Origin of the sequence: Actinomadura syzygii (genome assembly GCF_008085905.1) — a bacterium.
Classification (GTDB): domain Bacteria; phylum Actinomycetota; class Actinomycetes; order Streptosporangiales; family Streptosporangiaceae; genus Spirillospora; species Spirillospora syzygii.
Genome location: NZ_VSFF01000010.1, coordinates 233,148 through 258,836, shown reverse-complemented (window position 1 = coordinate 258,836; position 25,689 = coordinate 233,148). Strand labels below are relative to the sequence as shown.

The window sequence follows — 25,689 nt, the reverse complement described above, 5'->3', positions numbered from 1 at the left end:
GGCGGCGTTCCCCCCGCCACCGCAACCCCGTGATGAACCCATGGTCTCAAACGAGAGACTCGTCAGGGATCCGTCCGAGGAATGAAATCGGTGTCAGACCAAGTGGGGAGAAGGGCCTCGGTCCACAGGCGGGTCGCGCCCTGGGATCATGGTGGGAACGCAGTCACGCACCGGCCCGTTGGGGGAACCGTGACCGATCGACCGAGGGTGTGCCATGGCGCTGCGTGAGCGGCTGCGGCGGCTCGTGCAGAAGCCCGGAAGCGTCGACCTCGCGCCCTTCCGCGCCCTGGTCGCCGCGGCCGCCGAGCGCGAGGACAGCGCCCGGGCGCTGTCCGACGAAGAGCTGACCGCCGCCGCGTCCGCCCTCCGCCGCGAGGAGGACCTCGCCGAGCTGTGCGCGCTCGGCCGCGAGGCCGCCCGGCGGACGCTCGGCGAGCGGCCGTTCGACGTCCAGCTCGTCGGGACGCTCGCGCTGCTGTCCGGACACGTGGCCGAGATGGCGACCGGCGAGGGCAAGACGCTCTCCGGCGCCCTCGCCGCCGCCGGATACGCCTTGCGCGGACGCCAGGTTCACGTGATGTCCGTCAACGATTATCTGGCGCGGCGTGACGCCGAGTGGATGGGACCGCTGTACGCGATGCTCGGCGTCACCGTCGGGTGGGTCGGGCAGTCGTCCACGCCGGACGAGCGGCGCGCCGCCTACCGCGCGGACGTCGCCTACGCCCCGGTCAGCGAGATCGGCTTCGACCTCCTCCGCGACCGGCTCGCCGTCGACGCCGGCGACGTCGTGCTGCCCGAGCCGTCCGTCGCGCTGATCGACGAGGCCGACTCGGTGCTGGTGGACGAGGCCATGGTGCCGCTCGTCCTCGCGGGCGCCGCCGACCTCGACGCCGCCGACCCCCGGTACGCCGACCTCGTCCGGCGGCTGCGGCCCGGCCTGCACTACGCCGCCGACGACGAGTCGCGGAACGTCCAGCTCACCCCGGCGGGGGCGCGCGAGGTGGAGCGCGTCCTCGACCTCGACCTCTACGCGCAGGAGAACCTCGCCGTCCTGACCGCCGTCAACGTCGCCCTGCACGCCGAGGTGCTGCTGAGCCGCGACGTCGACTACATCGTCCGGAACGGCGAGGTCAAGCTGATCAGCGAGTCGCGCGGCCGGGTCGCGCTGCTGCAGCGCTGGCCGGACGGCCTCCAGGCGGCCGTCGAGGCGAAGGAGGCCCTCGCCGCGTCGCCGAGCGGCGAGATCCTCGACTCGATCACCGTCCAGGAACTGGTCGGGCGCTATCCCGTCCGGTGCGGCATGACCGGGACGGCGATGGCCGTATCCGGCCAGCTCACCGAGTTCTACTCGCTGGAGATCGCGGTCGTGCCGCCGAACCGGCCGTGCGTCCGCGACGACGAGCCCGACCGCCTCTACGCGACCTCCGCCGACAAGGAGGTCGCGATCGTCGAGGCGATCTCCGCCGCGCACGCCGCCGGGCGCCCGGTCCTGGTCGGCACCGGGGACGTCGCCGAGTCCGAGCGGCTCGCGCGCAGGCTCGCCCGCGCCGGGCTGGACCGGGTCGTCCTCAACGCCAAGAACGACGCCGAGGAGGCCGCGATCATCGCCGAGGCCGGGGCCCACGGCGCGATCACCGTCTCCACGCAGATGGCCGGGCGGGGGACCGACATCCGGCTCGGCGGCAGCCCGTCCGCGCCGCCCGGCACGGCCCCGGCGGAGGCGCCGGGCACCGATCACGACCGGGTCGCCGACGCGGGCGGCCTCCTCGTCATCGGGACCGGCCGCTACCACAGCAGCCGCCTGGACGACCAGCTCAGAGGCCGCGCCGGACGGCAGGGCGACCCCGGTGGCTCGGTCTTCTTCACGAGCCTCCAGGACGACCTCGTCACCCGCTACGCCCCCGACGAGAAGACCCGGGCGGGCGCCGACGACGGGCTCATCACCGACAAGGGCGCGCACTGGATCGTCGGGCACGCCCAGCGCGTGGCCGAGGGCGTCGACCTCGAACTGCACCGCAACACCTGGCGCTACAACCAGCTGATCGGGCTCCAGCGCCGCGAGGTGCTCACCGAGCGCGCCGCCGTCCTGACCGGCGACGCCGCCGACCGGACCCTGTCCGCCGACGCGCCGGACAAGCACGCGGAGCTGGTGAAGATCGCGGGGGCCGCGGCGGTGGCGTCGGCGGCACGGCAGATCGTCCTGTACCACCTGGACCGCTGCTGGGCCGAGCACCTCGCCTTCCTCACCGACCTGCGCGAAGGCATCCACCTGCGCTCTCTAGGCCGGGGCCTGGACCCACTGGTCGAGTTCAACCGCGAGGCAGTCCCAGCAGGCAAACGCCTCCTCGGCGACGCCCGCAAGCGCTCCGTCACCGCGTTCGAGGAACTAACCGCCTCCGAAGACGGCATAGACCTCTCCGCCGCCGACTTGAAACGCCCTTCGGCGACCTGGACGTACCTGGTCCACGACAACCCGTTCGGCTCCCTCGACGAACGAGCCCTCCGCGGCCTGATCAACATGTTCAAGCCCCGCCGCCACTAACCCCACCTTCGCACCAGCGGCACCGCGTCGACGGCACCGCGTCGACGGCACCGCTTCAGACCGTCCGTCTCCAGGGACTGGGCACGGCCGCGCAGACCGCGGGGCAGGCGGCCCTGGACGACGCGGCGCGGGGGTCAGGTGCGGAGGCGGAGGCCGCGGGGGGTTGGGTGGAAGCCTGCTGATTCCAGGGCGGCGGCTAGCGGGGAGTCGGTGATCGCTGTGCCGTCGGCGCGTTCGACGGTGAGCTTGCCGAGTGCGCCCTCGCGGACGGCGAGGGCCAGTGCGTCGACCGCCGGTTGCAGGACGGTGGGGTCGTCGTCCCAGGTCAAGAGCGTCCGGCCGCCGCGTTCGACGTAGAGGACGAGGCGGCCCTCGACCAGCGCTACCAGGGCGCCCGCCTTGCGGCCGGGCTTGTGGCCGCTGGCGACCTCGTCGTCGCGTTCGGGCCAGGGGAGGGCCGCGCCGTACGGGTTGGCGGGGTCGGCGGCGGCCAGGATGAGCGCCCGGTCGGCGGGCTTGGGGGGCGTCTCCCAGAGCGCGGAGATGTCGTCCGGCGCGACCGGTCCTGGACGGAGCGCCCGCAGCCGGTCGACGGCGCCGGGCAGGGCGAACTGCGCGGCGCCCAGGCCCTCGACGAAGTAGCCGCGGCGGCACCGGCCGGTCTCCTCGAACGCCCGCAGCACCGGGTAGACGGCGGAGAACCCGCCGGGCGTGCGCTCGGCCGCGACCGCGCCGCGGATGACGATGCCGTACCGCTCAAGCAGCGCCTCCGCGAGTGCATGCGAACGCAAGGTGGCCGTGGATTCGCGCTGGGGGAGCGGCCACCAGCGTCCACCGACCGTGGGCGGACCCGTCCGGGAGGGCATGACGGGACGTCCACGACGGGTCGACCGTGACCGGTGCGTCGGACGCCCCGAGCCGAGCGCCGCGCGCAGCGGAGCCATGGTGTCGTTGGTGAGGTGCCCGGACCAGACGAGGTCCCAGACGGCGGTCACGAGGTCGGGGTCGTTGGCGGTGACGTGCTGGTTGACGCGGTCGGAGAGCGTCCGGAAGAAGAGCGCGCCGCCGTCGCCGAGCGTGTCCAGGACGGCCTGGTGGACGGGCGTGAGGGTGATCTCCGCGGGCTCCGGCATCAGCAGCGGCGCGGTGTCGGCCAGGTAGAGCGCCACCCAGCCGTCGCCGCCCGGCAGCCCGCCCTGGCCCGCCCACACGACCTCGCCCGCGGACGTCAGCTCGTCCAGCATGGCGGGGGAGTAGCCGGGCACGCGCGAGGGCAGCACCAGCGACTCCAGCGCGGACGCGGGCACCGCCGCGCCCTGCAACTGCTCGACCGCCTGGACGAGCGCGTCGACGCCGCGCAGCCGGGACCCGCCGGTGATGCCGTGCCAGACCGGCAGGAACCGGCCGAGCGCCTCGGGCGGGGACGGTTCGACCTCGGCGCGCAGCCGGGCCAGCGAGCGGCGGCGGAGCGTCCGCAGCACGCCGGTGTCGCACCATTCGCCGGTCAGCGGGCCCGACACGGTCTCGACGGGGAGGAACTCGCCCTCGGCGACGCGTCCGGCTCCGGCCAGCCTGCGCAGCGTCTCGACGACTACGGCCACGCCGAGGCCGAAGCGCGCGGCGGGATCGCCTGCCCGGAACGGGCCGTGGGTGCGCCCGTAGCGGGAGATCAGGTCGCCGAGCGGGTCGTCGACCGGTTCGAGGAACGCCTCCGGGATGCCCACCGGCAGCGGCGCGCCGAGCGCGTCGCGGAGCCGTCCGGCGTCCTCGATCGCGGCCCACCGTTCCTCGCCCGCGATCCGCACCCGGATCGCCCGCCGCGTCGCCTCCAATTCAGCCAACCACCGCGACGCCTGAACCAGCATCCCGGGCTCGACACCCCCGCCGCCTTCGCCGGTACCAGCGCGTTCGGTGGCCCTGCCAGGCTCGGTAGCCCTAGCGAGTTCGGTGGCACTGGCGGGCGCGGTGGCACCGGCGTCTTCCGCGTGCTCGGCGGCATCGGCGCGATCAGCCGTGCTGGCGCGTTCGGTATCGGCGATTTCGGCGTGCTCGGCGGCATCGGCGTGTTCAGCGGTGCCGGTGCGTTCCGCATCGGTGCTTTCAGCGATACCGGTGTCTTCGGCTTCGGTGCGCCCAGTGCTTTCGGCGGTATCGATGCGTTGCCTGGCACCGGTGCGTGCGCCGGGATTAGTGCGTTCGGCGACTTCCGTTGTGGTTAGCGGGCCGAGGGTGCGGAGGAGGTCGGCGACGCCCTCCATGTCGCGGGCGCGGCGGTCTGCGGTGAGGCGTTGGAGTTCGCGTTCGATCTCGGCCACCGCGTCGGGGTCGAGCAGTTCGCGCAGGTCGGCCTGGCCGAGCAGTTCGGCGAGCAGCGCAGAGTCGAGCGCGAGGGCCTGGGCGCGGCGTTCGGCGAGGGGCGAGTCGCCCTCGTACATGAACGCGCCGATGTACCGGAACAGCAAGGAGCGTGCGTAGGGCGACGGCTCGGGCGTCTCCACCTCGACCATGCGGACCTTGCGTCCGGACATGTCGCGCATGAGCTGCACCAGGCCAGGGACGTCGAACACGTCCTGCAGGCATTCCCGCATCGTCTCCAGAACGATGGGGAACGACGGGTACTTGCTGGCGACGGCCAGCAGTTGCGCGGCCCGCTGGCGTTGCTGCCAGAGCGGCATGCGCTTGTCAGGACGGCGGCGCGGCAGCAGCAGTGAACGCGCCGCGCATTCACGGAACCGGGCGGCGAACAAGGCGGAGCCGCCCAGCTCGTCCACCACGATGCGCTCGATGTCGTCGGCGTCGAAGACGGCGAGGTCGAGGCCAGGTGGCTCGTCCATGTCGGGGATGCGGATCACGATGCCGTCGTCGGCGTGCATGGCCTGCCCGTCGACTCCGTACCGTTCGCGCAGGCGGCCCGCTATGGCGAGGGCCCAGGGCGCGTGCAGCCGCGCGCCCAGCGGCGAGTGGACGACCATACGCCAGTCGCCGAGTTCGTCGCGGAACCGTTCGACGACCATCGTCCGGTCGTCGGGGACGTGGCCCGTGGCCTCCCGCTGCTCGGTGACGTAGGAGACGAGGTTGGCGGAGGCCCAGTCGTCCAGCCCGGCGGCGGTGACGCGTGCGCGGGCGTCGTCCGCGGGCAGGGCGGACAGCTCGCGGGTGAACGATCCGAGCGCCCGGCCCAGTTCGGCGGGACGTCCGAGCGTGTCGCCGTGCCAGAACGGGAGCTTGCCCGGCTGGCCCGGCGCGGGGGAGACGAGGACGCGGTCGGGGGTGATGTCCTCGATGCGCCACGAACTCGCGCCGAGGACGAACACGTCTCCCACACGTGACTCGTAGACCATTTCCTCATCGAGTTCGCCCACCCGGGACGCCTTCTCACCGACGAGGAACACTCCGAACAGGCCGCGGTCTGGGATCGTCCCCCCGCTGGTCACCGCGAGACGCTGTGCCCCCGGACGTTCGCGCAGTATGCCGGTCACGCGGTCCCAGACGAGGCGGGGACGGAGTTCGCCGAACTCGTCGCTGGGATAGCGCCCGGCGAGCATGTCCAGGGTGGCCTCAAGCGCCGAGCGGGGGAGCGTCGCGTAGGGGGCCGCCCGCTTGACCAGCGACTCCAGGTCGTCGACGGTCCACTCGTCCATGGCGACCATGGCGACGATCTGCTGTGCGAGGACGTCAAGCGGGTTGCGCGGGTAGCGCAGTTCCTCGATCTCGCCGCCGCGCATGCGTTCGGCCACCACCGCCGTCTGGACGAGGTCGCCCCGGTACTTGGGGAAGATGACCCCCTTGGACACGGCACCCACCTGGTGGCCCGCGCGCCCGACCCGTTGGAGCCCATTGGCGACCGACGGCGGCGACTCCACCTGGACGACCAGGTCGACGGCCCCCATATCGATGCCCAACTCCAGGCTGGACGTCGCCACGACCGCCGGTAGGCGACCTTCCTTCAGCGCGTTCTCGATGCCCGCCCGCTCCTCCTTGGACACGGAACCGTGGTGCGCACGGGCGATTTCTGAAGGCGCGCCCTTGGCCGACCCCGCCTCGGCCATCAATTCGGCAGGGGAATGGTTCTCGGGGAGGGGTGCACCGGTCGCACGCTCGTAGGCGAGTTCGTTCAGGCGTCCGCAGAGCCTCTCCGCCAACCGCCGGGAGTTGGCGAACACCAGCGTGGAGCGGTGCGCTTGGATGAGGTCGAGCAAACGGTCTTCGACATGGGGCCAGATGCTGCGCTGGCGTGCGTCGGCCGTGCCGGAGTCGTCGACGAACTGGCCGACCTCGCCCATGTCCTCCACGGGGACGACGATGTCGAGGTCGAACACCTTGTCCGAGGGCGGCTGGACGACGGCGGCGGGCTTCGTCCCGCCCAGGAAGGCCGCCACCTCGTCGGTCGGTCGGACGGTCGCCGACAGCCCGATGCGCTGGGCCGGACGTTCGAGCAGGGCGTCCAGGCGTTCGAGGGACAGCGCCAGGTGCGCGCCGCGCTTGGTGCCCGCCACCGCGTGCACCTCGTCGACGATGACGGTCTCGACGCCGCGCAGCGACTCGCGCGCCTGCGAGGTGAGGATCAGGAACAGCGACTCCGGCGTCGTGATCAGGATGTCGGGCGGTTTCACGGCCAGCCGGCGGCGCTCGTCGGCCGGGGTGTCGCCCGACCGCATCCCGACGCGGACGCCCGGCTCGGGCAGGCCGAGGCGGCGCGCCGCGTGCCGGATGCCGGTCAGCGGTGCGCGCAGGTTGCGCTCGACGTCGACGGCGAGGGCCTTCAGCGGCGACACGTACAGGACGCGGCAGCGGCGCAGCGGCTCGGCCGGGTCGTCGCCGGTCGCGAGCCGGTCGAGCGACCACAGGAACGCGGCGAGGGTCTTGCCGGAGCCGGTCGGCGCCACGACGAGCGTGTCGTCGCCGCTCGAGATCGACTCCCACGCCCCGGCCTGGGCCGGGGTGGGCGCGGCGAACGCCCCGGCGAACCACTCGCGGGTCGCGGGAGAGAAGCGTTCGAGCACGTCACCGGCCATGGCGCCATAGTGCCTCGCGGGTCTGACATTCCGCCGCCGGGTGGCGCGCGTCACATTGTAAGCAAGCACTTGTCCGGGCAAGGTCTACGGGTAGTGCACCCGCCCTCAGGACTCTTCAGGGAGCCGCGATGCCCTACGTCCTCCTCGCTCTCGGGATCCTGTTCGCTCTGGCCGCGGCCAACGCGCACTCTCCCCGGCGCGACATCGTCCTGCTCGTGCCCAGCTTCTTCTGCGGTTGGCTGACCATCGAGATGGCTCCGCATGTGCTCGCCCTCTGGGCGGTGGCGACCACGCTCACAGCCGTGTTCGGCGGACTGGACGGCTGGGCAGGCTGGCTTGGGCTCGTCCTTGCCGTCGCTGGCATGGCGGGTCTCGCGGCCACGATTTTCGCCACCCGCCGTACGGTCGTCACCCTGCGGGACTGCGGCGCACCCCTCGACCTGGATCCGGAGGACGCCCCCCGTTATCCGCTCGCGCACTTGGTCGTGCCGCCGCTGTGCCTGATCCCGCGCAGGGGCGTGCGCGTCGAACGCAACATCGTGTACAGGGAGGACGGACGGCTGCGCCTGAAAGTGGACGTCTACCGTCCCGATGGTGAGGGCCGGTTGCGCCCCGGGCTCATGCAGATTCACGGCGGTGGGTGGGTGATCGGGGACAAGCGCGAGCAAGGGCTGCCGCTCCTCAACCACATGGCCGTCCAGGGCTGGGTCGGCTTCAACGTCAACTACCGGCTGAGCCCACGCGCCACCTGGCCCGAGCACCTGATCGACCTCAAGTACTTCATCGCCTGGTACAGGCAGCACGCCGAGGAATACGGAGCCGACCCCGATTTCCTGTGCGTGACGGGCGGCTCGGCTGGTGGGCACCTCACCGCGATGGTCGCGCTGACCGCGAACCTGCCGGAATTCCAGCCGGGCTTCGAGGACGTCGACACGACCGTGCGCGGGGCCGTCCCGTTCTACGGCGTCTACAACTTCTTCGAGGCCGGGCCATGGCCACGTCCCATGGGCTCCACACACCTCCTGGAACGGATGGTCATCAAGCAGCCTTTCGCTGCCAACCCGGAGGTGTACGCCAAGGCTTCCCCGGTCACGTACATCCGCGAGGACGTGCCGCCCTTCTTCGTCGTCCACGGCAGCCGCGACTCACTAATCCCCGTGGCGGAGGCACACCGATTCGTCGAACAGCTACGGGACGTCTCAGCCGCACCCGTCATCTACGCAGAAATGAAGGGCGCTCAGCACGCGTTCGACGTCTTCCCGTCCTACCGGACGGCCCGCGTCATCGAAGCGGTCGAGCGCTACCTGACCGGCCTGCACCGCCAGGAGACCGGTACCGGGGTGCCCGGTGAGATCGTGCGGTCCTTGGGGGGCCGGTCCGTCGGATAGCGTGGACAGGTGCGGCTCACAGTCTTCTGGGATCGGATGAGGCAGCAGTTCGGCGAGGCCTATGCCGAGAGCGTCGCCAAGGACTACGTCATGGCCGAACTGGACGGCCGCACCATCGAGCAGGCCCTCGCCGACGGCGAGTCCGCCAAGAAGGTCTGGCAGGCCGTCGTCGCCACGTTCGACGTCCCCTCCACGCTCCGATAGCGGGGGCGGCCCGTCACGGTAGGCGGCGAGGGGCGGGCGTGCCGTGCGTGTCCTTCGAGGGTCAGTCCGGAACGGGCAGGTGGGCGTAGAGGTCCATCGCGTCCACGGACGTGGGCAGATCGCTGACCTGACCGTCGCCGACCTCCACCACGCGCCACGCGCCGTCCGTCCGGCGGGCGAGATCGGTCGTGATGAACCGGCAGCCGAGCGCGCGCACGGCCGGGGCCACGATGTCCAGGTCGGGATCGGGCTCCACGCCAGGGCTGTCGGGATGCGGCCCCACCAGTGCGGGCTCGCCGTCCACCCACCACACCCGTGCCTCACCGTCGCCGTCGTAGTGCTCGAACTCGCGCACGACGAGCCCCCCGGTCAGATGCTCGTCCCGCAGAGCGACCATCTTGGAGGCGATGTGGTGGAGCTGAGCGAGATTTCTCACGTCCGGGACGAAGCACGCCTCCTCCCATTCGTGTTTGCACGACTTCACGTAGTCCTTGACGATGCCCGGTCCGTTCTGCAGCGACCGGACGAGTTCCCCGAGTTCGCTCAGGTCGCCTGGGTCCTGGCCCGGTCGGAGGGGACGCCACACACTGTGCGGGGTCAGTCCGGCGAACGTGTCATGCCAGCCGGGCAGTTCGTGTGCGCGCCGGTAGTCGTCAGGATGTGTGAGCAGTACCGTCCCGCGCTGCTTCAAGGCCGCGGACATCGCGGCGTACTCCGCCGCGGTTACCATCCAGCCGCGGTACCAGACGGGGCCCAGATCGGGGGGCACCGCACGGACCGCGTCGTCCACGTCGCCGCGCCGAACCGCGTCGTGGTCGATCAGGGCGATCTCGCCGTAGTGGTCCCGCACGGCCGCGGCCTCGCGGGAGAAATGGGGGTCAACGCGCCGAGGGTGGAGCGGATCGACGCAGAAGAGAACGGTCAGCGTCATGATTGGAACCCTCCGTGGACGGCGCCAGCGTACGGGGTCCAGAGCACGGAACGCACGGAGAATCCACGCGAATCGACGTATCAGACGATGATCGAACGGATGTTCGGTACGCTGGTGCGGCACGCGGCGTTATCCACAATCGCGCCGGCGACTCGAAAGTGTCGGAGGCCCGCCGTAACGTCGCCCTCGACATCGCAAGCAGCGGCCGAGAGCCGACAGTCACGACGAGAAGGACATCTCAATGGCAGCGAACGACCGGGAGAAGGCTCTCGAAACCGCACTCGCCCAGATCGAGCGGCAGTTCGGCAAGGGATCGGTCATGCGGATGGGCGAGGAGGCGCGCGCGCCCGTCGAGATCATCCCCACCGGCGCCATCTCCCTCGACATCGCGCTCGGCATCGGCGGCCTGCCGCGCGGCCGGGTCGTCGAGGTGTACGGCCCCGAGGGCTCCGGCAAGTCGTCGCTCGCGCTGCACGCCGTCGCGAGCGTGCAGAAGAAGGGCGGCATCGCCGCGTTCGTCGACGCCGAGCACGCGCTCGACCCCGAGTACGCGTCCAAGCTCGGCGTCGACATCGACGCGCTGCTGGTCTCCCAGCCCGACACCGGTGAGCAGGCGCTGGAGATCACCGACATGCTGATCCGCTCCGGCGCGATCGACGTCATCGTCATCGACTCGGTCGCCGCGCTCGTCCCGCGCGCCGAGATCGAGGGCGAGATGGGCGACAGCCACGTCGGCCTCCAGGCCCGCCTCATGTCGCAGGCGCTGCGCAAGCTCACCGGCGCGATCAACCAGACCAAGACCACCGCCATCTTCATCAACCAGCTCCGCGAGAAGGTCGGCGTCATGTTCGGCTCCCCGGAGACCACCACCGGCGGCCGGGCGCTGAAGTTCTACGCCTCCGTCCGGCTGGACGTGCGCCGCATCGAGACCCTCAAGGACGGCACCGAGGCCGTGGGCAACCGCGTCCGCGTCAAGGTCGTCAAGAACAAGATGGCCCCGCCGTTCCGCGTCGCCGACTTCGACCTGCTGTACGGCCAGGGCATCAGCCGCGAGGGCGGCCTGATCGACCTCGGCGTGGAGCACGGCTTCGTCCGCAAGTCGGGCGCCTGGTACACCTACGACGGCGACCAGCTCGGCCAGGGCAAGGAGAACGCCCGCAACTTCCTCAAGGCCAACCCCGACCTCGCGGACGGCATCGAGAAGAAGATCAAGGAGAAGCTCGGCATCGGCCCGAAGGTCGACAAGGAGGCCGAGCCGTCCACCCCGGACGGGACCCCCGCGCCGCCCGCCGTCCCGACCATCACGCCGGCCGCCAAGCCCGTGAGCCGGAAGGCGGCCAAGGCCAAGCCGGGTGATTCCTGACGGAGAATGCCCCGATAAGGGTGACTCTTGACGATGAGTAAGCGATGATCTCTTATGCAGGGCGGCGGCGCCCTACCCGACACCACACGACCGGTGCGCGGACCTTCCCCGACGGCGCCGCCGCTCCCAGGCCCCCCGCCCCACCCGGGCCCACGACACCATGACCACCGACCAACCAGACCCACCACCGCCCAAGCGGCCAGCCCCCATGCCTCCGGACACGGCACCATGGGCCACGGAGTCGCAAGGCACGGGGTTGTGGGGCGGCCCAGCACCGCAGAGCGCCGAACGACCGCGCACGGCACGCCCAGGTTCGAAGCCAGCAGACGCCGAGTCACCGGGCACAACGCTGCCGGACGCGGAGTCGGTGAGCACGAACCCGTGGGGCACGGTGCCACAGAGCACCGAACGACCGGACACCCTTCCACAGGGCGCACTTCCGGAAGCCGTGGAGTCGGCGGACACAAGTCCGTGGAGTACGGCGCCGCAGGGCGTCGAACGGCCGGGCATGCTTCCCCAGGGCGTGGAGTCGGCGGGCATTGAGTCGGCGGGCGCTGCCGAGGCAACGGGTGCTGTGCTGCCGGGCGGTCAGTCGCTGGGTGGCAAGTCACCGGGGCGCAAGTCATCGGGTGCCAAGTCATCGGGTCGTAGGTCATCGGGCGGGGTGGCGGGCGCTCCTGGTGCGGCGGGTGGGGAGGCTGCTGCGCGGGAGCACTGCTTGCGTCTACTCACGTCGTCCCCTCGCACGCGGGCTCAGCTCGCGGACGCGTTGCGGCGGAAGAGCGTCCCCGATGACGTCGCTGAGCGCGTTCTCGACCGTCTCACCGCCGCTGGGCTGATCGACGATGAGGCGTTCGCCCAGGCGTGGGTGCAGTCCAGGCACACCGGGCGTGGGCTGGCGAAGCGTGCTCTCGCCGCCGAACTTCGCCGTCGCGGCGTCGCGGACGAGACAGTCAACGACGCCGTCGACGCCCTCGACCCGGAGCAGGAGGAACACACCGCCCGCGCCCTCGTGAACCGCAAGCTCCGGTCCACCAGAGGCGCCGACCCGACCAAACGCATGCGCCGCCTGGTGGGCATGCTCGCACGCAAGGGCTACTCACCCGCCCTCTCCTACCGCCTGGTCAAAGAGGCCCTGGCCGAAGAGGGCGCCGACCCCGAAGCCCTCCCCGAACCCCCGCCCCCGAGCGACTGAGCCGAACCCGCCTCTGACAGAAGAAGAGGGCACCGGTCCCGAACCCTCGTCCCCGACCGACCAAGCAAGTCCGACCCACCCTCACGAAGGGGGACCCGCCGCCTCAACTGTCGAGTCCGCTCGCCATGCCATCCCCCCGCCAGGGGGACCTGCCATCGCGGTTGGCGCGTTCGGGGGGCTTGTCCTCATGGCGTTCGTGCCGAGCCGTGGTTGTCGGGCCGCTGTGCTCCTGACAGGCCGTTACCGCGTGGTGGCTTGGCTGTTGGGCGTGTCAAGTCGGGGGGTTCGGTGGGGTGGTTGGGGGGTGTGTGGCGTGTTGGTGACATGGGGGGTGGCTGGAACGGCGGGGTGGGGGGTGGGTCTGACCCGGTGTTCCGGGGCAGGTCAGGGGGCTGAAAGCGGTCAGGAAGGGCGGTAAGGAAGGACTCACGTTGACGTTCGGTTAGTCCGGAATGCCCTGCGTTTGCTTGCTCATTACCTCCATGCCGCTTACCGTTACGGCAGTGAGGAGTTACTCCGCGTCTCGCGGATTGCCATACGACCGAGCACGTTCCAGCGGCTGAGAGGCATACAGGACACGTTCGCCGACCGGAAGCGGCCGAATCACCGGGTGCGCGCGGTGCGCGGCCCAGCTTGGTCGTGCCTTCGGTCGTCCGCTGAGCGCGAGTAAATCCTCGCTAGGCAGGGTCCCGACTCCGGACGGACCCGCGGCGAGGAAGGATCTGCCTCATGGAGAGCGTCCTGCTGGGTGCAGCGCTGCTGGTGACCCTGGTCGCTCTCGTGATCCTCGTGTCGCGGCGGCCGGGCACTCCCGGCAAGGCCGCGGCGGAGCTGGCCCGGGCGCACAGCGAGGCCGACGAGATCCGGACGCGGGCCGAACGCCAGGCCGCGGCCGTCCTGGAGAAGGGCGAGCGGGACGCGCGCGAGATCGCCGCGACGGCCCGCGCGGAGGCCGAGGACGAGGGCCGTACGCTCCGCGACGACCTCCGCGCCGTCCGGGAGGACCTGGAGCGCCGGGAGGCCCGCCTCGCCGAGCGGGAGCAGCGGCTGGACGGCGAGGTCCGCCGCCTGGAGGAGTGGTCCGGACGCCTCGCCGAGACGAAGAAGTCGCTTGAGACCCGCAAGGAAGAGCTCGACGGCGTCGAGGAGGAGCGGCGCAGGGTGCTGGAGGGCGCCGCCGGGCTCACCGCCGAGCAGGCCAAGGGCGAACTGGTCGCGGCGATCGAGAACCAGGCGAAGCGGGAGTCGATCCCGATCGTCCGGGAGATCGAGAACACCGCGCGGGCGGAGGGCGAGAAGCGCGCCCGCAAGATCGTGACGCTGGCCATCCAGCGGGTGGCGAGCGAGCAGACCGCCGAGTCCGTGGTGTCCGTGCTGCACCTGCCGAGCGACGAGATGAAGGGCCGGATCATCGGCCGCGAGGGCCGCAACATCCGCGCGTTCGAGACGACGACCGGCGTCAACCTGATCATCGACGACACACCCGAGGCGGTGCTGCTGAGCTGCTTCGACCCGGTGCGCCGCGAGGTCGGGCGGCTGACGCTGGAGAAGCTCGTCCTGGACGGCCGGATCCACCCGCAGCGCATCGAGGAGATCTACGAGCGCAGCAAGAGCGACGTGGAGCAGCTCTGCGTCCGGTCGGGCGAGGACGCGCTGGTCGAGGTCGGCATCGGCGACATGCACCCGGAGCTGATCGCCCTGCTCGGGCAGCTCCGGTACCGGACGTCGTACGGGCAGAACGTCCTGAAGCACCTGATCGAGTCCGCGCACCTCGCCGGGATCATGGCGGGCGAGCTGCGGCTGCCGGTGGAGATCGCGAAGCGGTGCACGCTGCTGCACGACATCGGCAAGGCGCTCACCCACGAGGTTGAGGGCAGCCACGCGCTGATCGGCGCGGAGATCGCCCGCAGGTACGGCGAGCACGAGGACGTCGTCCACGCGATCGAGGCGCACCACAACGAGGTCGAGGTCCGGACGGTGGAGGCGGTGCTCACCCAGGCGGCGGACGCGATCAGCGGCAGCCGTCCGGGAGCGCGCCGCGAGTCGCTGGAGGCGTACGTCAAGCGCCTGGAGCGGCTGGAGGAGATCGCCCGCGACAAGCACGAGGGCGTCGAGAAGGTCTTCGCGATGCAGGCCGGGCGGGAGATCCGGGTGATGGTGAAGCCCGACTCCGTCGATGACATCCAGGCGCAGGTCATCGCGCGGGACATCGCCAAGCAGGTCGAGGACGAGCTGACCTACCCGGGCCAGATCCGCGTCACCGTCGTCCGCGAGTCCCGCGCCATCGAGTTCGCCCGCTGACCGCGCTGCCCATTGACCGCTCCGGCCGGTGACCGCTCCGGCCGGTGACCGCCCAGGCGGCCCCGCCCGTCCCGGCTCTGGAGTCGGGGCGGACGGGTGTGCGGGTCAGGCCACGGTCAGGGTGATCGGCTGGACGCCGCGCGGCTCGAAGCCGAGCGTCTGGCCGTAGAACGCCAGCTCCGCCTCCAGGCAGCGGATCACCGTGTCGGCGCGCCGGAAGCCGTGCGACTCGCCCTCGAACGTCAGGTAGGCGTACGGGGTCTTCTTCGCGGCGAGCGCGGCCGCGAAGCGCTCCGACTGGTCCGCCGGGACGACCGGGTCGTTCAGGCCCTGGAGGAGCAGGACGGGGCAGGCCGTCCGGTCGGCGTGCCCGAGCGGCGACCGCTCCTCGTAGGCGCGCTCGAATCCGGGCAGCGGCCCGATCAGCCCGAACAGGTAGTGCGACTCGAAGTCGTGGGTGGCGGCGGCGAAACTCTGCAGGTCGCTGATCCCGTAGTAGGACGTCGCGGCCTTGAACACGTCGGTCTGGGTGATCGCGGCGAGCGTCGTCCAGCCGCCGGCGGAGCCGCCGCGGATCGCGAGCCGGGCCGGGTCGGCGATGCCGCCGTCGATGAGGAAGCGCGCGGCGGCGACGGCGTCCTCGACGTCGACGACGCCCCACTGGCGGCGCAGCCGCTCGCGGTAGGCGCGGCCGTGCCCGGTCGACCCGCCGTAGTTGACGTCGATGACGCCGATGCCGCGGCTGGTGAAGTAGGCGCGTTCCAAATCGAGTGCCTTGGACACGCGCCCGGTCGGACCGCCGTGCACGAACACGACGTACGGCGGCAGCTCGCCCTCGGGCCCGGCGGCCTCGGGGTTGGCGGGCGGGAAGACGTAGGCGTGGACGGGACGTCCGAACGGCCCGTCCACCTGCTCGGCGCGGGGCTTCGACAGGTACGCCACGTCCGGGACCTCGGCGAGTTCGCGGCGCAGGCCCTCGACCCGCCCGGTCGTGGTGTCGACCCGGACGACCGAGGTCGGCAGGTCGGGGCCGCCCGCGATGCCGACGATCGTCCCGCCGTCCGTGGACAGCGCGGTCTGCCAGTGCTCGTACGGGACGTCCAGGTCGATGAGGTCGAGCGTCTCCGGGTCGTAGACGCCGAGCCGCAGGTCGCCCTCGCCGTGCAGGACGGCGAGCCGCCCGTCCCCGAGCAGCGCGTACGGCATGCCGCCGAGGTGCCACAGCGGCCCGGCGAACTCCTCCTCCGCCGGGTACAGCGCCTGCGGCGACTCGCCGTGCAGCCCGACCTGGTAGATGTTCCACCAGCCCGGCCAGTCGGAGATGACGTACAGGGACTCGTCGTCCCGCCACAGCGGCGCGAGCGCCGACTCGGTGAGGCCGCCCTTGACGGTGCGGGGCGCGACCGCCGCGCCGTCCTCCAGGGCGGCGACGCGCAGCTCGGTGCCGTCCCACGGCATGCGCGGGTGGTTCCACTGCACCCACGCCAGGTGGCCGCCGCCCGGCGACGGCGCGGGCGAGGCGTAGAAACCGGCGCCGGTGACCAGCTCGCGGATGGCGCCGGCGTCCTCGGCGGCGCTGCCGTCCAGCGGGACGGCGACGATCGCGCGCCGGATCCCGGTGCCCGCGGGCTTGTCGTCCGCGGGAGCGTCGGCCCCCTCCGGCTGCTCCCGCGGCTCGGCGATGTGGCCCTCGCAGACGCACCAGATCTCCGTCCCGTCGGGGGACAGGACGTAGTCGGCGAAGCGCAGCCCGGCCGGGACGGCGGGCTCGGGGGTCAGCGGGTACGGCTTCGGGTCGCCCTCGTCCAACCGGTGGAGCCGCTGGTCCTCGTAGTTGGAGAACACGATCGACGGCCCGGACTCGGTGCGGACGGGCAGGTACGACCGCCCGCCGTACTCGTGGACGCGCGTCCGCGCGTCCCAGGGCGCATGGAGGAGTTCGGTGCGGTGACCGCCCTTCAGATGGACGACCGTCGTTCGACCGCCCTCCTCGGGTCGCGTCTCCTGCCACCACACGTCGCTGCCCGAGACGGTGGGGAAACTGAGGCGCAGCCGGGCGCGGGCGACGTCGGCTGCGGAGATGGGGGAGGGCCAGGAGCCGTAGGGGAGGGTCGCACGAGCGGTCATACCAGGAATCGTCCCGCATACGGGGACGGGTTGGGGCCATGACGGGCGGTTTGAACTCGGAAAGATACACGCCGACGACTTGGGAACTCTCACGCTGAGCCGCAATTCCGGCACGCGGCGGCCCTCCCGTCCGCCGCCCGCGCCCCGCGAAGCGGTGCTGACGCGAAGACGGCGCCGACCGGTGGAGACCGGTCGGCGCCGTCCAGTGCGGCGCGGAGGGCTCAGACGGCGCCCTGGGCGCCCGAGTAGCCGGAGCCCGGCACGATCGGGGCGCCCCCGCCCGCCGACATGCCCGGGGCGGGCGGCGCGCCCATGTCGCCGCCCATGGTCCTCGCCTCCGTCTTGCGGCTGCGGCGGCTGCGCGCCTCCAGCCAGGTGGCGAGCCTGCTCACCGACATGTTCAGCGCGATGTAGATCACGGCGACGACGATGCCCGCCTGGATCTTGTTGTTGTGGAAGTTGGCGGGCACCTCCCGGAACCCGGCGGACAGCAGTTCGGAGTAGGCGATGATGAACCCGAGCGCGGTGTCCTTCAGCAGGACGACGAGCTGGCTCACGATCGCCGGCATCATCACCGTCACGGCCTGCGGCAGCAGCACCAGCCGCAGCACGCCGTTCTTGCGCAGGCCGACGGAGTAGGCGGCCTCCGACTGCCCCTTCGGGATCGACTGCACGCCCGCGCGGACCACCTCGGCGAGCACCGAGCCGTTGTACATCACCAGGCCGAACACGACCGCGGCGAACGCCGGCACGGTGATCGTCCCGGCGTTGATCTGCACGCCGAAGAGCGAGAAGAAGTTGTCGACCAGGACGCGCTGCAGCGTCCCGAACGACGACTCGGCGATCGACGGGCTGATCTTGTTCGGGATGAAGAACGCCAGGAAGATCAGGATCAGCAGCGGGATCGCGCGGAAGAACTCCACGACGACCCCGGCGGGGACCCGGATCCACCAGTGGTCCGAGAGCCGGGCCAGGCCGAAGACGACGCCGAACACCAGCGCCAGCACGGCGGCCACGGCCGCGGCCTTCAGCGTGTTCCAGAGGCCGGGCAGGATCAGCTTGTCCCAGACTGTCCACTTGGTGAACGGGCTCCACAACTCGCCCGCGAACTGGCCCTTCTCGTTGAAGCGCCAGACGAGCGCGGCGAACAGCGCCAGCAGCACCGCCGTCGTGATGACGGCCACGATCCTGTTCCGCGCCCGCGCACGCGGCCCCGGAACGTCGAACAGGACGGTCGCTTCTTTACTCATCGGGCCCTGCCTTTCCGGGGGGCGCCCCCCGGACCCCCGAGCCGGTGGCCCGATGATCCTCGCTCCGGTCCGGTCATCGGGCCACCGCCATCCGCTTGTGCAACCAGCCGAAGAAGAAGCCGGTCGGCAGTGTGAGGATCATGAAGCCGATGGCGACGCCGATGAACAGCGGGAGCGCACCGCTGGTGAAGGACGGCAGGTCGAGCAGGCTCTTCATGGCCGCCGCGGCCTCGGCGTAGCTTGCCGCGGACGCCACCGTCGTGTTCTTGATCATCGCGATGAAGACGCTGCCCAGCGGCGCGATCACGGCGCGGAACGCCTGCGGGAGGATGATGATCCGCAGCGACTGGGTGAAGGTCAGCCCGATCGAGCGGGCCGCCTCCGCCTGGCCGAGCGGCACCGTGTTGATGCCCGCGCGCAGCGACTCGCAGACGAACGCCCCGGTGTACCCGGACAGGCCGAGCACCGCCCACCAGTAGTAGGTGGTGCCGGGGTTGTCGGAGAAGGTCAGCGCCAGGACGTCGTTGAGCCCGAGGCTGCACATCAGCAGCACGAGCGTGAGAGGAGTGTTGCGGACGACGTTGACGTACGCGGTGCCGAGCACGCGCAGCAGCGGGACCGGGGCGACCCGGAAGCTCGCGAGGACCGTGCCGATCAGGAGGGAGAGCACCGCCGAGACGGCGGCCAGCTTCACGGTGCCCCAGAACCCGTTGAGGATCTCGTCGAAGTTGTCGAAGAACGGGCCGAAGTCAAACATTGCTCAGCAGTTCCATGGCGTTCCAGCGGGTCGGGCCACGCGGGCGCCCCGCCGGGGACCGCGCGGTCCCGGCGAGTGCGCCGCGTGACGTCTCGTCCTCGGAGCGGGCGCCGCGATCGGACGCCCGGCCGGGGCGTCTCGGATCAGCTGCAGCCTTCCATCTGCGGGACGGTCGTGACGAGCTTCAGCCCGGTGCCCGAGAAGTGCTTCTCCAGGTAGGTCTTCGCGGTCCCGTCCGAGTACATCTTGGTGATGGCCTGGTTGACGGCCTCGCAGGTCTCCTTGTCGCCCTTCTTGATGCCGACGCCGTACTTCTCGTCGGTGAAGGGGTCGTTGATGACCTTGAACTTGCCCTTCTGCTGGGCGGCGAAGCCGGCCAGGATCAGGTCGTCGGTGCTGACCGCGTCCAGCGCGCCCGACTGGAGCTTCGCCGCGCAGTCGGAGTAGCTGCTCGCGTCGACGAGCGTGACGCCCTTGATGTTGAGCTTGCCGTCCGGCGGGCCCTCGGTGACGCGGCGGAACGAGTTGGACCCGGCCGCCTTGCACAGCTTCTTGCCCTTGAGGTCGGCGGCCTTCTTGATGTCGGTGTTGCTGGCCTGGACCATCGTGTCCTGGTGGGCGACGTAGTAGGGGCCGCCGAAGGTCACCTGCGCCTTGCGCGCCTCGGTGATCGAGTAGGTGGCGAACACGAGGTCGACCTGGCCGCCGCCGAGGAACGACTCGCGGTTCGCGGAGGTCGTCTCCTTGAACGTGATGCCGCTCTCCGGGACGCCGAGCTCCTTCGCGACGTACTTGGCGACGTCGACGTCGAAGCCGTCGTAGGAGCCGTCGGGCTTCTTCAGCCCGAGCGCGGGCTGGTCGAACTTGATGCCGATCGTCAGCTTCTTGTCGTCCTTGGCCTTCTGGACGACCGTCTTTGCCTCGGTCTTCTCCGTGTCGCTGCCACACGCACTGAGCGCCAGTGACAGCGCCATCCCCGCCCCGATGAGGGCGCCGAAACGACGTACTCGCATTTCTCCTCTACCTCTGCTCTCTGCCGGGGCCCCCGCTGCGCGAACCATTTCGTCCGCTGCCGGCTGAATGGTCCAGGTCGCCGCGGAGACGTCGGGCGAAACTGGTTCAGTGCGTGAGGATCTTCGAAAGGAAGTCCTTGGCGCGATCGGTGCGCGCGTTGGTGAAGAACTCGTCGGGAGTGTTCTCCTCCACGATCTGGCCGTCCGCCATGAAGACGACCTTCTGCGCCGCTCTGCGCGCGAAGCCCATCTCGTGCGTGACGACGATCATCGTCATGCCCTCGCGGGCGAGGCCCGTCATGACGTCGAGCACCTCGTTGACCATCTCTGGGTCGAGCGCGGAGGTCGGCTCGTCGAAGAGCATCACCTTCGGCCGCATCGCGAGGGAACGCGCGATCGCCGCCCGCTGCTGCTGCCCGCCCGACAGCTGGGCGGGGTACTTGTGGGCCTGGTTGGCGATCCCGACCCGGTCGAGCAGCTCCATCGCGTGCTTCTCGGACTCCTGCTTGCCCTGCTTGCGGACCTTGATCGGCCCGAGCGTGACGTTCTCCAGGATCGTCTTGTGGGCGAACAGGTTGAACGACTGGAACACCATGCCCACGTCGGCGCGGAGCTTCGCCAGCTCCTTGCCCTCCTGCGGCAGCTCCTTGCCGTCGACGAGGATCTTCCCCCCGTCGATGGGCTCCAGCCTGTTGATCGACCTGCACAGGGTCGACTTCCCGCCCCCGGACGGGCCGATGACGACGACGACCTCGCCCGAGTTGACGGTCAGGTTGATGTCCTTCAGGACGTGCAGCTCGCCGAAGTGCTTGTCGACGTGCTCGACCACGACGAGGGGCCTTCCGGCGTCCGAGGCCGGCGCAGGCACGGTGTCCTCCGGCCCGTCCTTGGTCAGGTCGGGCCCGCCTTCGCTGTCCGTCATGCGCTCGGACTTTACGTCATCGGCGCGGCCGGGAAAGTCGCCGCGCGGTACCGATACGATCACGAATACCCATGTCGGACGGGGTTCCGCCGTGGCGGAGAGTGATCATCAGTGCCGCCGCCGGAAGGGCGGGCGGCGCGGTGACGGCCCAGGTGACGCGGGTCGCCCCATTCGTTGATATCGCGCCGGGCCCGTACCCTTGGTAACCGTCATGAATGCGCCAATGGAGACGGCACCGCGCACGTACGAGATTCGTACCTACGGGTGCCAGATGAACGTCCACGATTCCGAGCGGCTGTCCGGTCTGCTGGAGTCGGCCGGGTATGTGCGCGCCGGGGACGCCGAACCCGACGTGGTGGTGTTCAACACCTGCGCGGTGCGGGAGAACGCCGACAACCGGCTGTACGGGAACCTGGGGCATCTCCGTCCCGTCAAGGACTCCCATCCCGGCATGCAGATCGCCGTGGGCGGCTGCCTCGCGCAGAAGGACCGCGACACCATCGTCAAGCGCGCCCCCTGGGTGGACGTGGTGTTCGGCACCCACAACATCGGGTCGCTGCCCGCCCTGCTGGAGCGCGCCCGCGTCCAGGACGAGGCGCAGGTCGAGATCGAAGAGTCGCTGGTGACCTTCCCCTCGACGCTGCCCACGCGCCGGGAGTCCCCGTACGCGGCGTGGGTGTCGATCTCCGTCGGGTGCAACAACACGTGCACGTTCTGCATCGTCCCGTCGCTGCGCGGGAAGGAGCGCGACCGCCGTCCCGGCGAGGTCCTCGCGGAGGTTGAGGCGCTCGTCGCCGAGGGCGTCCTCGAGATCACGCTGCTGGGGCAGAACGTCAACGCCTACGGCTCGGGGTTCGGCGCCCTGTCGGACGCGCCCGACGAGGTCCGGTCGATGACGTCCGGCGGGCAGTCGGCGTTCGCCGGGCTGCTGCGGGCGTGCGGCGGGGTCGAGGGGCTGGAGCGGGTGCGGTTCACGTCCCCGCACCCGAAGGACTTCACCGACGACGTCATCGCCGCCATGGCCGAGACCCCGAACGTGATGCCGTCGCTGCACATGCCGCTCCAGTCCGGGTCGGACGCGGTGCTGCGCGCGATGCGCCGCTCGTACCGGCAGGAGCGCTACCTCGGGATCATCGAGAAGGTCCGGGACGCGATCCCGGACGCCGCGATCACCACCGACATCATCGTGGGCTTCCCCGGCGAGACCGAGGCCGACTTCGAGCAGACGCTGCACGTGGTCCGGGAGGCGCGGTTCTCGTCGGCGTTCACGTTCCAGTACTCCAAGCGCCCCGGCACCCCGGCCGCGACCATGGACGGGCAACTGCCGAAGGAGGTCGTCCAGGAGCGGTACGAGCGGCTCGTCGCCCTCCAGGAGGAGGTCTCCTGGGAGGAGAACAAGAAGCAGCTCGGCCGCACGCTGGAGGTCCTGGTCGCCGAGGGCGAGGGCCGCAAGGACGAGGCGACGCGCCGCCTGTCGGGCCGCGCCCGCGACAACCGGCTCGTGCACTTCGGGGTGCCGGACGAGCCGGTCCGGCCGGGCGACATGGTGACCGTCGAGGTCACCTACGCCGCGCCGCACCACCTCGTCGCCGACAAGCCGGCGCTCGCCGTCCGCCGGACGCGCGCGGGCGACGCCTGGGAGGCCCGGCAGGGCGGCGGTGACCGTCCGCAGGGGGTTTCGCTCGGAATGCCGTCGATCGGACGCCCGGCCGCGCCCGACGCGCCCGCCACGGGGTGCGCCACCCGGCCCTGACCTCCGGCATGATCGGGGGTGGTCCAGGTGGACGGCCCGGCTGGGAGGCAGTGTGCTCGTATCTGCGGCGGTGTGCCCGCATCCGCCCCTGCTCGTCCCCGCGATGGCGGGGGAGGCGGCGGGGGAGCTCGACGCGGTGCGCGCCGCCTGCGCGGAGGCCGTCCGGACCGTCCTTCACGGTCTCGCCGCGGGCGGCGGGACGCTGATCGTGGTGGGCGGCGGCCCGGACACGCGCCGCTACGGGCCCGGCGCCTACGCGACGCTCCGCCCGTACGGCCTCGACTGGACGAGCCCGGAGCGCCCCCGTGGCGCGCCGCGGGGCGAGCCGCTGCCGCTGTCCCTCACCATCGGCCGCTGGCTCCTGGAAGGCCACGAAACGGCGACAGAGGTCCGATACCAGGCGATCGCGTCCGACGCCCCGACCGCGGAGTGCCTGGAGCTTGGAGGGGAGCTGGCCGTTTCGTACGACCGGGTCTCGCTCCTGGTCATGGGCGACGGCTCGGCGTGCCGCTCGGAGAAGGCGCCGGGGTATCTGGACAAGCGCGCCGCCCCCTACGACGCGGCGGTGGCGCGTGCCCTGGAACGGGCCGACGCCGCCGCCCTGGCCGCCCTGGACCCGGGGCTCTCCCGGGAGGTGCGGGCGGCCGGGCGCGCGGCGTGGCAGGTGCTCGCGGGCGCGGCCGGCGAGGCGGCCTTCAGGGGCGCCGTCCTCGCCGAGGAGGCGCCGTACGGCGTCGGCTACCTCGTGGCGTCCTGGTCTGCGGCCCGGTCCGAGGCGGCCGGGTCGCTACGGGGTCAGGGCTGACCGGGCCGCCCCGGGCCGGGCTGGTCGCCGCCACCCGGTCCGCCGTGGCCGCCCTCGGAGCCGCGGTCGATGTAGTCGCCGGCCTTGTCCTGGACCTTGTCGATCTTGTCGGCGTACTTGCCGCCGGTGTGCTCGTCGATCTTGTCTCCGGCCTTGTCAACGCCGTGCTTGGCCTTGTCGGAGTGCTGCCCGAGCATCTGCTTGACCTTGTCGACGATGGACATTCCCAAATCCCCCCGGATCCCTCGTCGTCGGCGGCGGCGCGCGAAACCGCGCGACACCCGTACAACCCGGCTATACCCGTTCTGTTGCCACAATCAATCCCGTGACCTCATTGAACGCGTCCCCGGTGGCGGCGGTGGTCGGCGCGACCGCCGCGGGCAAGTCCGACCTCGCCGTGGAGCTGGCGCTGCGGCTGGACGGGGAGGCCGTCAACGCCGACTCGATGCAGCTCTACCGCGGCATGGACATCGGCACCGCCAAACTCACCCGCGCCGAGATGCGCGGCGTCCAGCACCACCTGCTCGACGTCTGGGACGTGACGCGGACGGCGAGCGTCGCCGAGTACCAGCGGCTCAGCGCCGACGCGATCGCGGACGTCCAGGCGCGGGGACGGATCCCGATCCTGGTCGGCGGGTCCGGCCTGTACGTGCGGGCCGCGCTCGACCGGATGGAGTTCCCCGGGACGGACCCGTCCGTCCGCGCGCGCCTGGAGGACGAGCTCGCCCGGATCGGCCCCGGCGCGCTGCACGAGCGGCTGCGCGGGCTCGACCCGGCGGCGGCGGACGCGATCCTGCCGAGCAACGGGCGGCGGATCGTCCGGGCCCTGGAGGTCGTCGAGATCACCGGACGCCCGTTCACCGCGACCCTGCCCGAGCACGTGTACCGCCACGACTCGGTGGCGCAGGTCGGGCTCGGCGTCCCCAGGGACGTGCTGGACGAGCGCATCGCCCTCCGGGTGGAGCGGATGTGGGACGCGGGTCTCGTCGACGAGGTCCGCGAGTTGGAGAAGCACGGCCTCCGGGACGGCCTGACCGCGGGGCGCGCCCTCGGCTACGCGCAGGTGCTCCGCTTCCTCGCGGGGGAGTGGAGCGAGGACCGGGCCAAGGACGAGACGATCCGCGCGACCCGGCGCTTCGCCCGCCGCCAGGAGTCCTGGTTCCGCCGCGACCCGCGCGTCCAGTGGCTCCCGTACGACGCCCCTGACCTGGCCGATCGCGCGCTCGCCCTGGTCGTCGAGGCGTCCCGCCGAGGCTTCCGGACGAGGCCCTAGTATCGAAGGCATGCGGTTCGTCAAGGGGCATGGCACCGAGAACGACTTCGTGATCCTGCCCGATCCCGACGGCGCGCTCGACCTCACGGCGGACGCCGTGGCGCGGCTGTGCGACCGGCGGGCGGGGATCGGCGCGGACGGCGTCCTGCGGGTCGTCCGGGCCAAGGCGGCGGGCCTGGACGCGGGACTGGACACGGGCGACGCCGAGTGGTTCATGGACTACCGGAACGCCGACGGCGGCATCGCCGAGATGTGCGGCAACGGGCTGCGCGTCTTCGCCCGCTACCTGGTCGAGACGGGCCTCGCCGCGCCCGGCGAGTGGGACGTCGCGACCCGGGCCGGGCTCCGCCGCGTCACGCTCGGGCCGTCCGGGGACGTGTGCGTCGACATGGGCCCGGCGTCGATCCTCGGCGGCGGGGAGGCGTCCCTCGCGGGGACGGTGTTCCAGGGCGAGCGCGTGTCCGTGGGCAACCCGCACCTGGCGTGCCGCGTGGACGGCCCGGTCGCCGCGCTCGACCTGTCGCGCGCCCCGGGCTTCGATCCCGCCGTCTTCCCGGACGGGGTGAACGTCGAGTTCTTCCGCCCGGTCGGGGACCGGCACCTGGAGATGCGCGTCTACGAGCGCGGCTCGGGCGAGACCCGCTCGTGCGGGACGGGCACCGTCGCGGTCGCCGCCACCGCCGCCGCGCAGGCCGGGGACGGCCCCTCGGAATGGACGGTGGACGTCCTGGGCGGGCGGGTCACGGTCGCGCTCGGCGAGGCGACGGCCCGCCTGACCGGCCCGGCGGTCCTCGTGGCCGAGGGGGAGACGTGGCCGGGATGGCTCTAGGCGCGGTTCCGCGGCGCGGAT

General features: G+C 71.5%; 18 protein-coding genes. 10 read left to right on the top strand and 8 right to left on the bottom strand.

What is annotated here, in order from left to right; genetic code table 11:
• Positions 1-214: 214 nt before the first annotated feature.
• A complete protein-coding gene (gene secA2 / locus FXF65_RS26540) occupies positions 215-2,542 on the top strand; it encodes an accessory Sec system translocase SecA2 (RefSeq protein ID WP_148352749.1) in 2,328 nt (775 codons plus the stop codon).
• Positions 2,543-2,676: 134 nt separating this feature from the next.
• On the opposite strand, the gene FXF65_RS44810 is transcribed toward secA2, so the two are convergent.
• Entirely contained in the window at positions 2,677-7,557 is a 4,881-nt protein-coding gene (locus tag FXF65_RS44810; protein WP_222868750.1) for an Lhr family helicase, read from the bottom strand.
• Positions 7,558-7,685: 128 nt separating this feature from the next.
• Between FXF65_RS44810 and FXF65_RS26525 the strand changes: the two genes are divergently transcribed.
• Both FXF65_RS26525 and FXF65_RS26520 read left to right on the top strand, forming a co-directional pair.
• On the top strand, positions 7,686-8,945 hold the full coding sequence (locus FXF65_RS26525) for an alpha/beta hydrolase (protein ID WP_148352748.1): 1,260 nt from the start codon (positions 7,686-7,688) through the stop codon (positions 8,943-8,945).
• A 9-nt stretch (positions 8,946-8,954) separates the two neighbouring features.
• The gene (locus tag FXF65_RS26520; protein ID WP_148352747.1) at positions 8,955-9,149 is read left to right on the top strand and encodes a DUF3046 domain-containing protein; all 195 of its coding nucleotides are present in this window, start codon (positions 8,955-8,957) and stop codon (positions 9,147-9,149) included.
• 61 nt (positions 9,150-9,210) lie between these two features.
• Here FXF65_RS26520 and FXF65_RS26515 read toward each other — a convergent pair whose 3' ends face one another.
• A complete protein-coding gene (locus tag FXF65_RS26515) occupies positions 9,211-10,080 on the bottom strand; it encodes an ATP-grasp domain-containing protein (RefSeq protein ID WP_148352746.1) in 870 nt (289 codons plus the stop codon).
• A 241-nt stretch (positions 10,081-10,321) separates the two neighbouring features.
• On the opposite strand from FXF65_RS26515, the gene recA reads away from it, so the two are divergent.
• From recA to rny, 3 genes are all read left to right on the top strand, one after another.
• Positions 10,322-11,443, top strand: a complete 1,122-nt coding sequence (gene recA, locus FXF65_RS26510; protein ID WP_148352745.1) for a recombinase RecA — start codon at positions 10,322-10,324, stop codon at positions 11,441-11,443.
• Between the two features lie 574 nt (positions 11,444-12,017).
• A complete protein-coding gene (locus FXF65_RS26505; RefSeq protein WP_425458754.1) occupies positions 12,018-12,638 on the top strand; it encodes a regulatory protein RecX in 621 nt (206 codons plus the stop codon).
• A gap of 729 nt (positions 12,639-13,367) precedes the next feature.
• A complete protein-coding gene (rny, locus tag FXF65_RS26500; RefSeq protein ID WP_148352743.1) occupies positions 13,368-14,939 on the top strand; it encodes a ribonuclease Y in 1,572 nt (523 codons plus the stop codon).
• Positions 14,940-15,044: 105 nt separating this feature from the next.
• Here the strand turns inward: rny and FXF65_RS26495 are convergent, their stop codons facing one another.
• The 5 genes from FXF65_RS26495 to FXF65_RS26475 form a co-directional block, all read right to left on the bottom strand.
• The gene (locus FXF65_RS26495) at positions 15,045-17,066 is read right to left on the bottom strand and encodes a S9 family peptidase (RefSeq protein WP_148352742.1); all 2,022 of its coding nucleotides are present in this window, start codon (positions 17,064-17,066) and stop codon (positions 15,045-15,047) included.
• Between the two features lie 221 nt (positions 17,067-17,287).
• Positions 17,288-18,316: an amino acid ABC transporter permease gene (locus FXF65_RS26490; protein ID WP_148352741.1), complete on the bottom strand. Its 1,029-nt coding sequence runs from the start codon at positions 18,314-18,316 to the stop codon at positions 17,288-17,290.
• Between the two features lie 73 nt (positions 18,317-18,389).
• On the bottom strand, positions 18,390-19,073 hold the full coding sequence (locus FXF65_RS26485) for an amino acid ABC transporter permease (protein WP_148352740.1): 684 nt from the start codon (positions 19,071-19,073) through the stop codon (positions 18,390-18,392).
• A 143-nt stretch (positions 19,074-19,216) separates the two neighbouring features.
• Complete coding sequence (locus FXF65_RS26480; protein WP_148352739.1) at positions 19,217-20,086, bottom strand: glutamate ABC transporter substrate-binding protein; 870 nt, start codon at positions 20,084-20,086, stop codon at positions 19,217-19,219.
• A gap of 106 nt (positions 20,087-20,192) precedes the next feature.
• Positions 20,193-20,915, bottom strand: coding sequence for an amino acid ABC transporter ATP-binding protein (locus tag FXF65_RS26475; protein WP_246199147.1), 723 nt, complete (start codon positions 20,913-20,915; stop codon positions 20,193-20,195).
• A gap of 304 nt (positions 20,916-21,219) precedes the next feature.
• Between FXF65_RS26475 and miaB the strand changes: the two genes are divergently transcribed.
• A complete protein-coding gene (miaB, locus tag FXF65_RS26470) occupies positions 21,220-22,761 on the top strand; it encodes a tRNA (N6-isopentenyl adenosine(37)-C2)-methylthiotransferase MiaB (protein WP_187412516.1) in 1,542 nt (513 codons plus the stop codon).
• 52 nt (positions 22,762-22,813) lie between these two features.
• Entirely contained in the window at positions 22,814-23,566 is a 753-nt protein-coding gene (locus FXF65_RS26465) for a class III extradiol ring-cleavage dioxygenase family protein (protein ID WP_148352736.1), read from the top strand.
• Here the strand turns inward: FXF65_RS26465 and FXF65_RS26460 are convergent.
• Positions 23,557-23,790, bottom strand: coding sequence for an antitoxin (locus tag FXF65_RS26460; protein WP_148352735.1), 234 nt, complete (start codon positions 23,788-23,790; stop codon positions 23,557-23,559). The two genes, FXF65_RS26465 and FXF65_RS26460, sit on opposite strands and share 10 nt — an antisense overlap.
• A 125-nt stretch (positions 23,791-23,915) precedes the next feature.
• Here FXF65_RS26460 and miaA point away from each other — a divergent pair, with 125 nt between their 5' ends.
• Together miaA and dapF are read left to right on the top strand one after the other, a co-directional pair.
• A complete protein-coding gene (gene miaA, locus FXF65_RS26455; RefSeq protein ID WP_148352996.1) occupies positions 23,916-24,839 on the top strand; it encodes a tRNA (adenosine(37)-N6)-dimethylallyltransferase MiaA in 924 nt (307 codons plus the stop codon).
• Between the two features lie 10 nt (positions 24,840-24,849).
• Complete coding sequence (gene dapF / locus FXF65_RS26450) at positions 24,850-25,668, top strand: diaminopimelate epimerase (protein ID WP_148352734.1); 819 nt, start codon at positions 24,850-24,852, stop codon at positions 25,666-25,668.
• Positions 25,669-25,689 lie beyond the last annotated feature (21 nt).

Bases quoted from the DNA above. Each gene is read 5' to 3' on its own strand.
- miaB (WP_187412516.1), top strand. From the start codon at position 21,220: ATGAATGCGCCAATGGAGACGGCACCGCGCACGTACGAGATTCGTACC.
- FXF65_RS26490 (WP_148352741.1), bottom strand. From the start codon at position 18,316: ATGAGTAAAGAAGCGACCGTCCTGTTCGACGTTCCGGGGCCGCGTGCG.
- FXF65_RS26515 (WP_148352746.1), bottom strand. From the start codon at position 10,080: ATGACGCTGACCGTTCTCTTCTGCGTCGATCCGCTCCACCCTCGGCGC.
- FXF65_RS26525 (WP_148352748.1), top strand. From the start codon at position 7,686: ATGCCCTACGTCCTCCTCGCTCTCGGGATCCTGTTCGCTCTGGCCGCG.
- dapF (WP_148352734.1), top strand. From the start codon at position 24,850: ATGCGGTTCGTCAAGGGGCATGGCACCGAGAACGACTTCGTGATCCTG.
- FXF65_RS26460 (WP_148352735.1), bottom strand. From the start codon at position 23,790: ATGTCCATCGTCGACAAGGTCAAGCAGATGCTCGGGCAGCACTCCGAC.
- FXF65_RS26495 (WP_148352742.1), bottom strand. From the start codon at position 17,066: ATGACCGCTCGTGCGACCCTCCCCTACGGCTCCTGGCCCTCCCCCATC.
- FXF65_RS44810 (WP_222868750.1), bottom strand. From the start codon at position 7,557: ATGGCCGGTGACGTGCTCGAACGCTTCTCTCCCGCGACCCGCGAGTGG.
- secA2 (WP_148352749.1), top strand. From the start codon at position 215: ATGGCGCTGCGTGAGCGGCTGCGGCGGCTCGTGCAGAAGCCCGGAAGC.
- FXF65_RS26485 (WP_148352740.1), bottom strand. From the start codon at position 19,073: ATGTTTGACTTCGGCCCGTTCTTCGACAACTTCGACGAGATCCTCAAC.
- FXF65_RS26480 (WP_148352739.1), bottom strand. From the start codon at position 20,086: ATGCGAGTACGTCGTTTCGGCGCCCTCATCGGGGCGGGGATGGCGCTG.
- recA (WP_148352745.1), top strand. From the start codon at position 10,322: ATGGCAGCGAACGACCGGGAGAAGGCTCTCGAAACCGCACTCGCCCAG.
- rny (WP_148352743.1), top strand. From the start codon at position 13,368: ATGGAGAGCGTCCTGCTGGGTGCAGCGCTGCTGGTGACCCTGGTCGCT.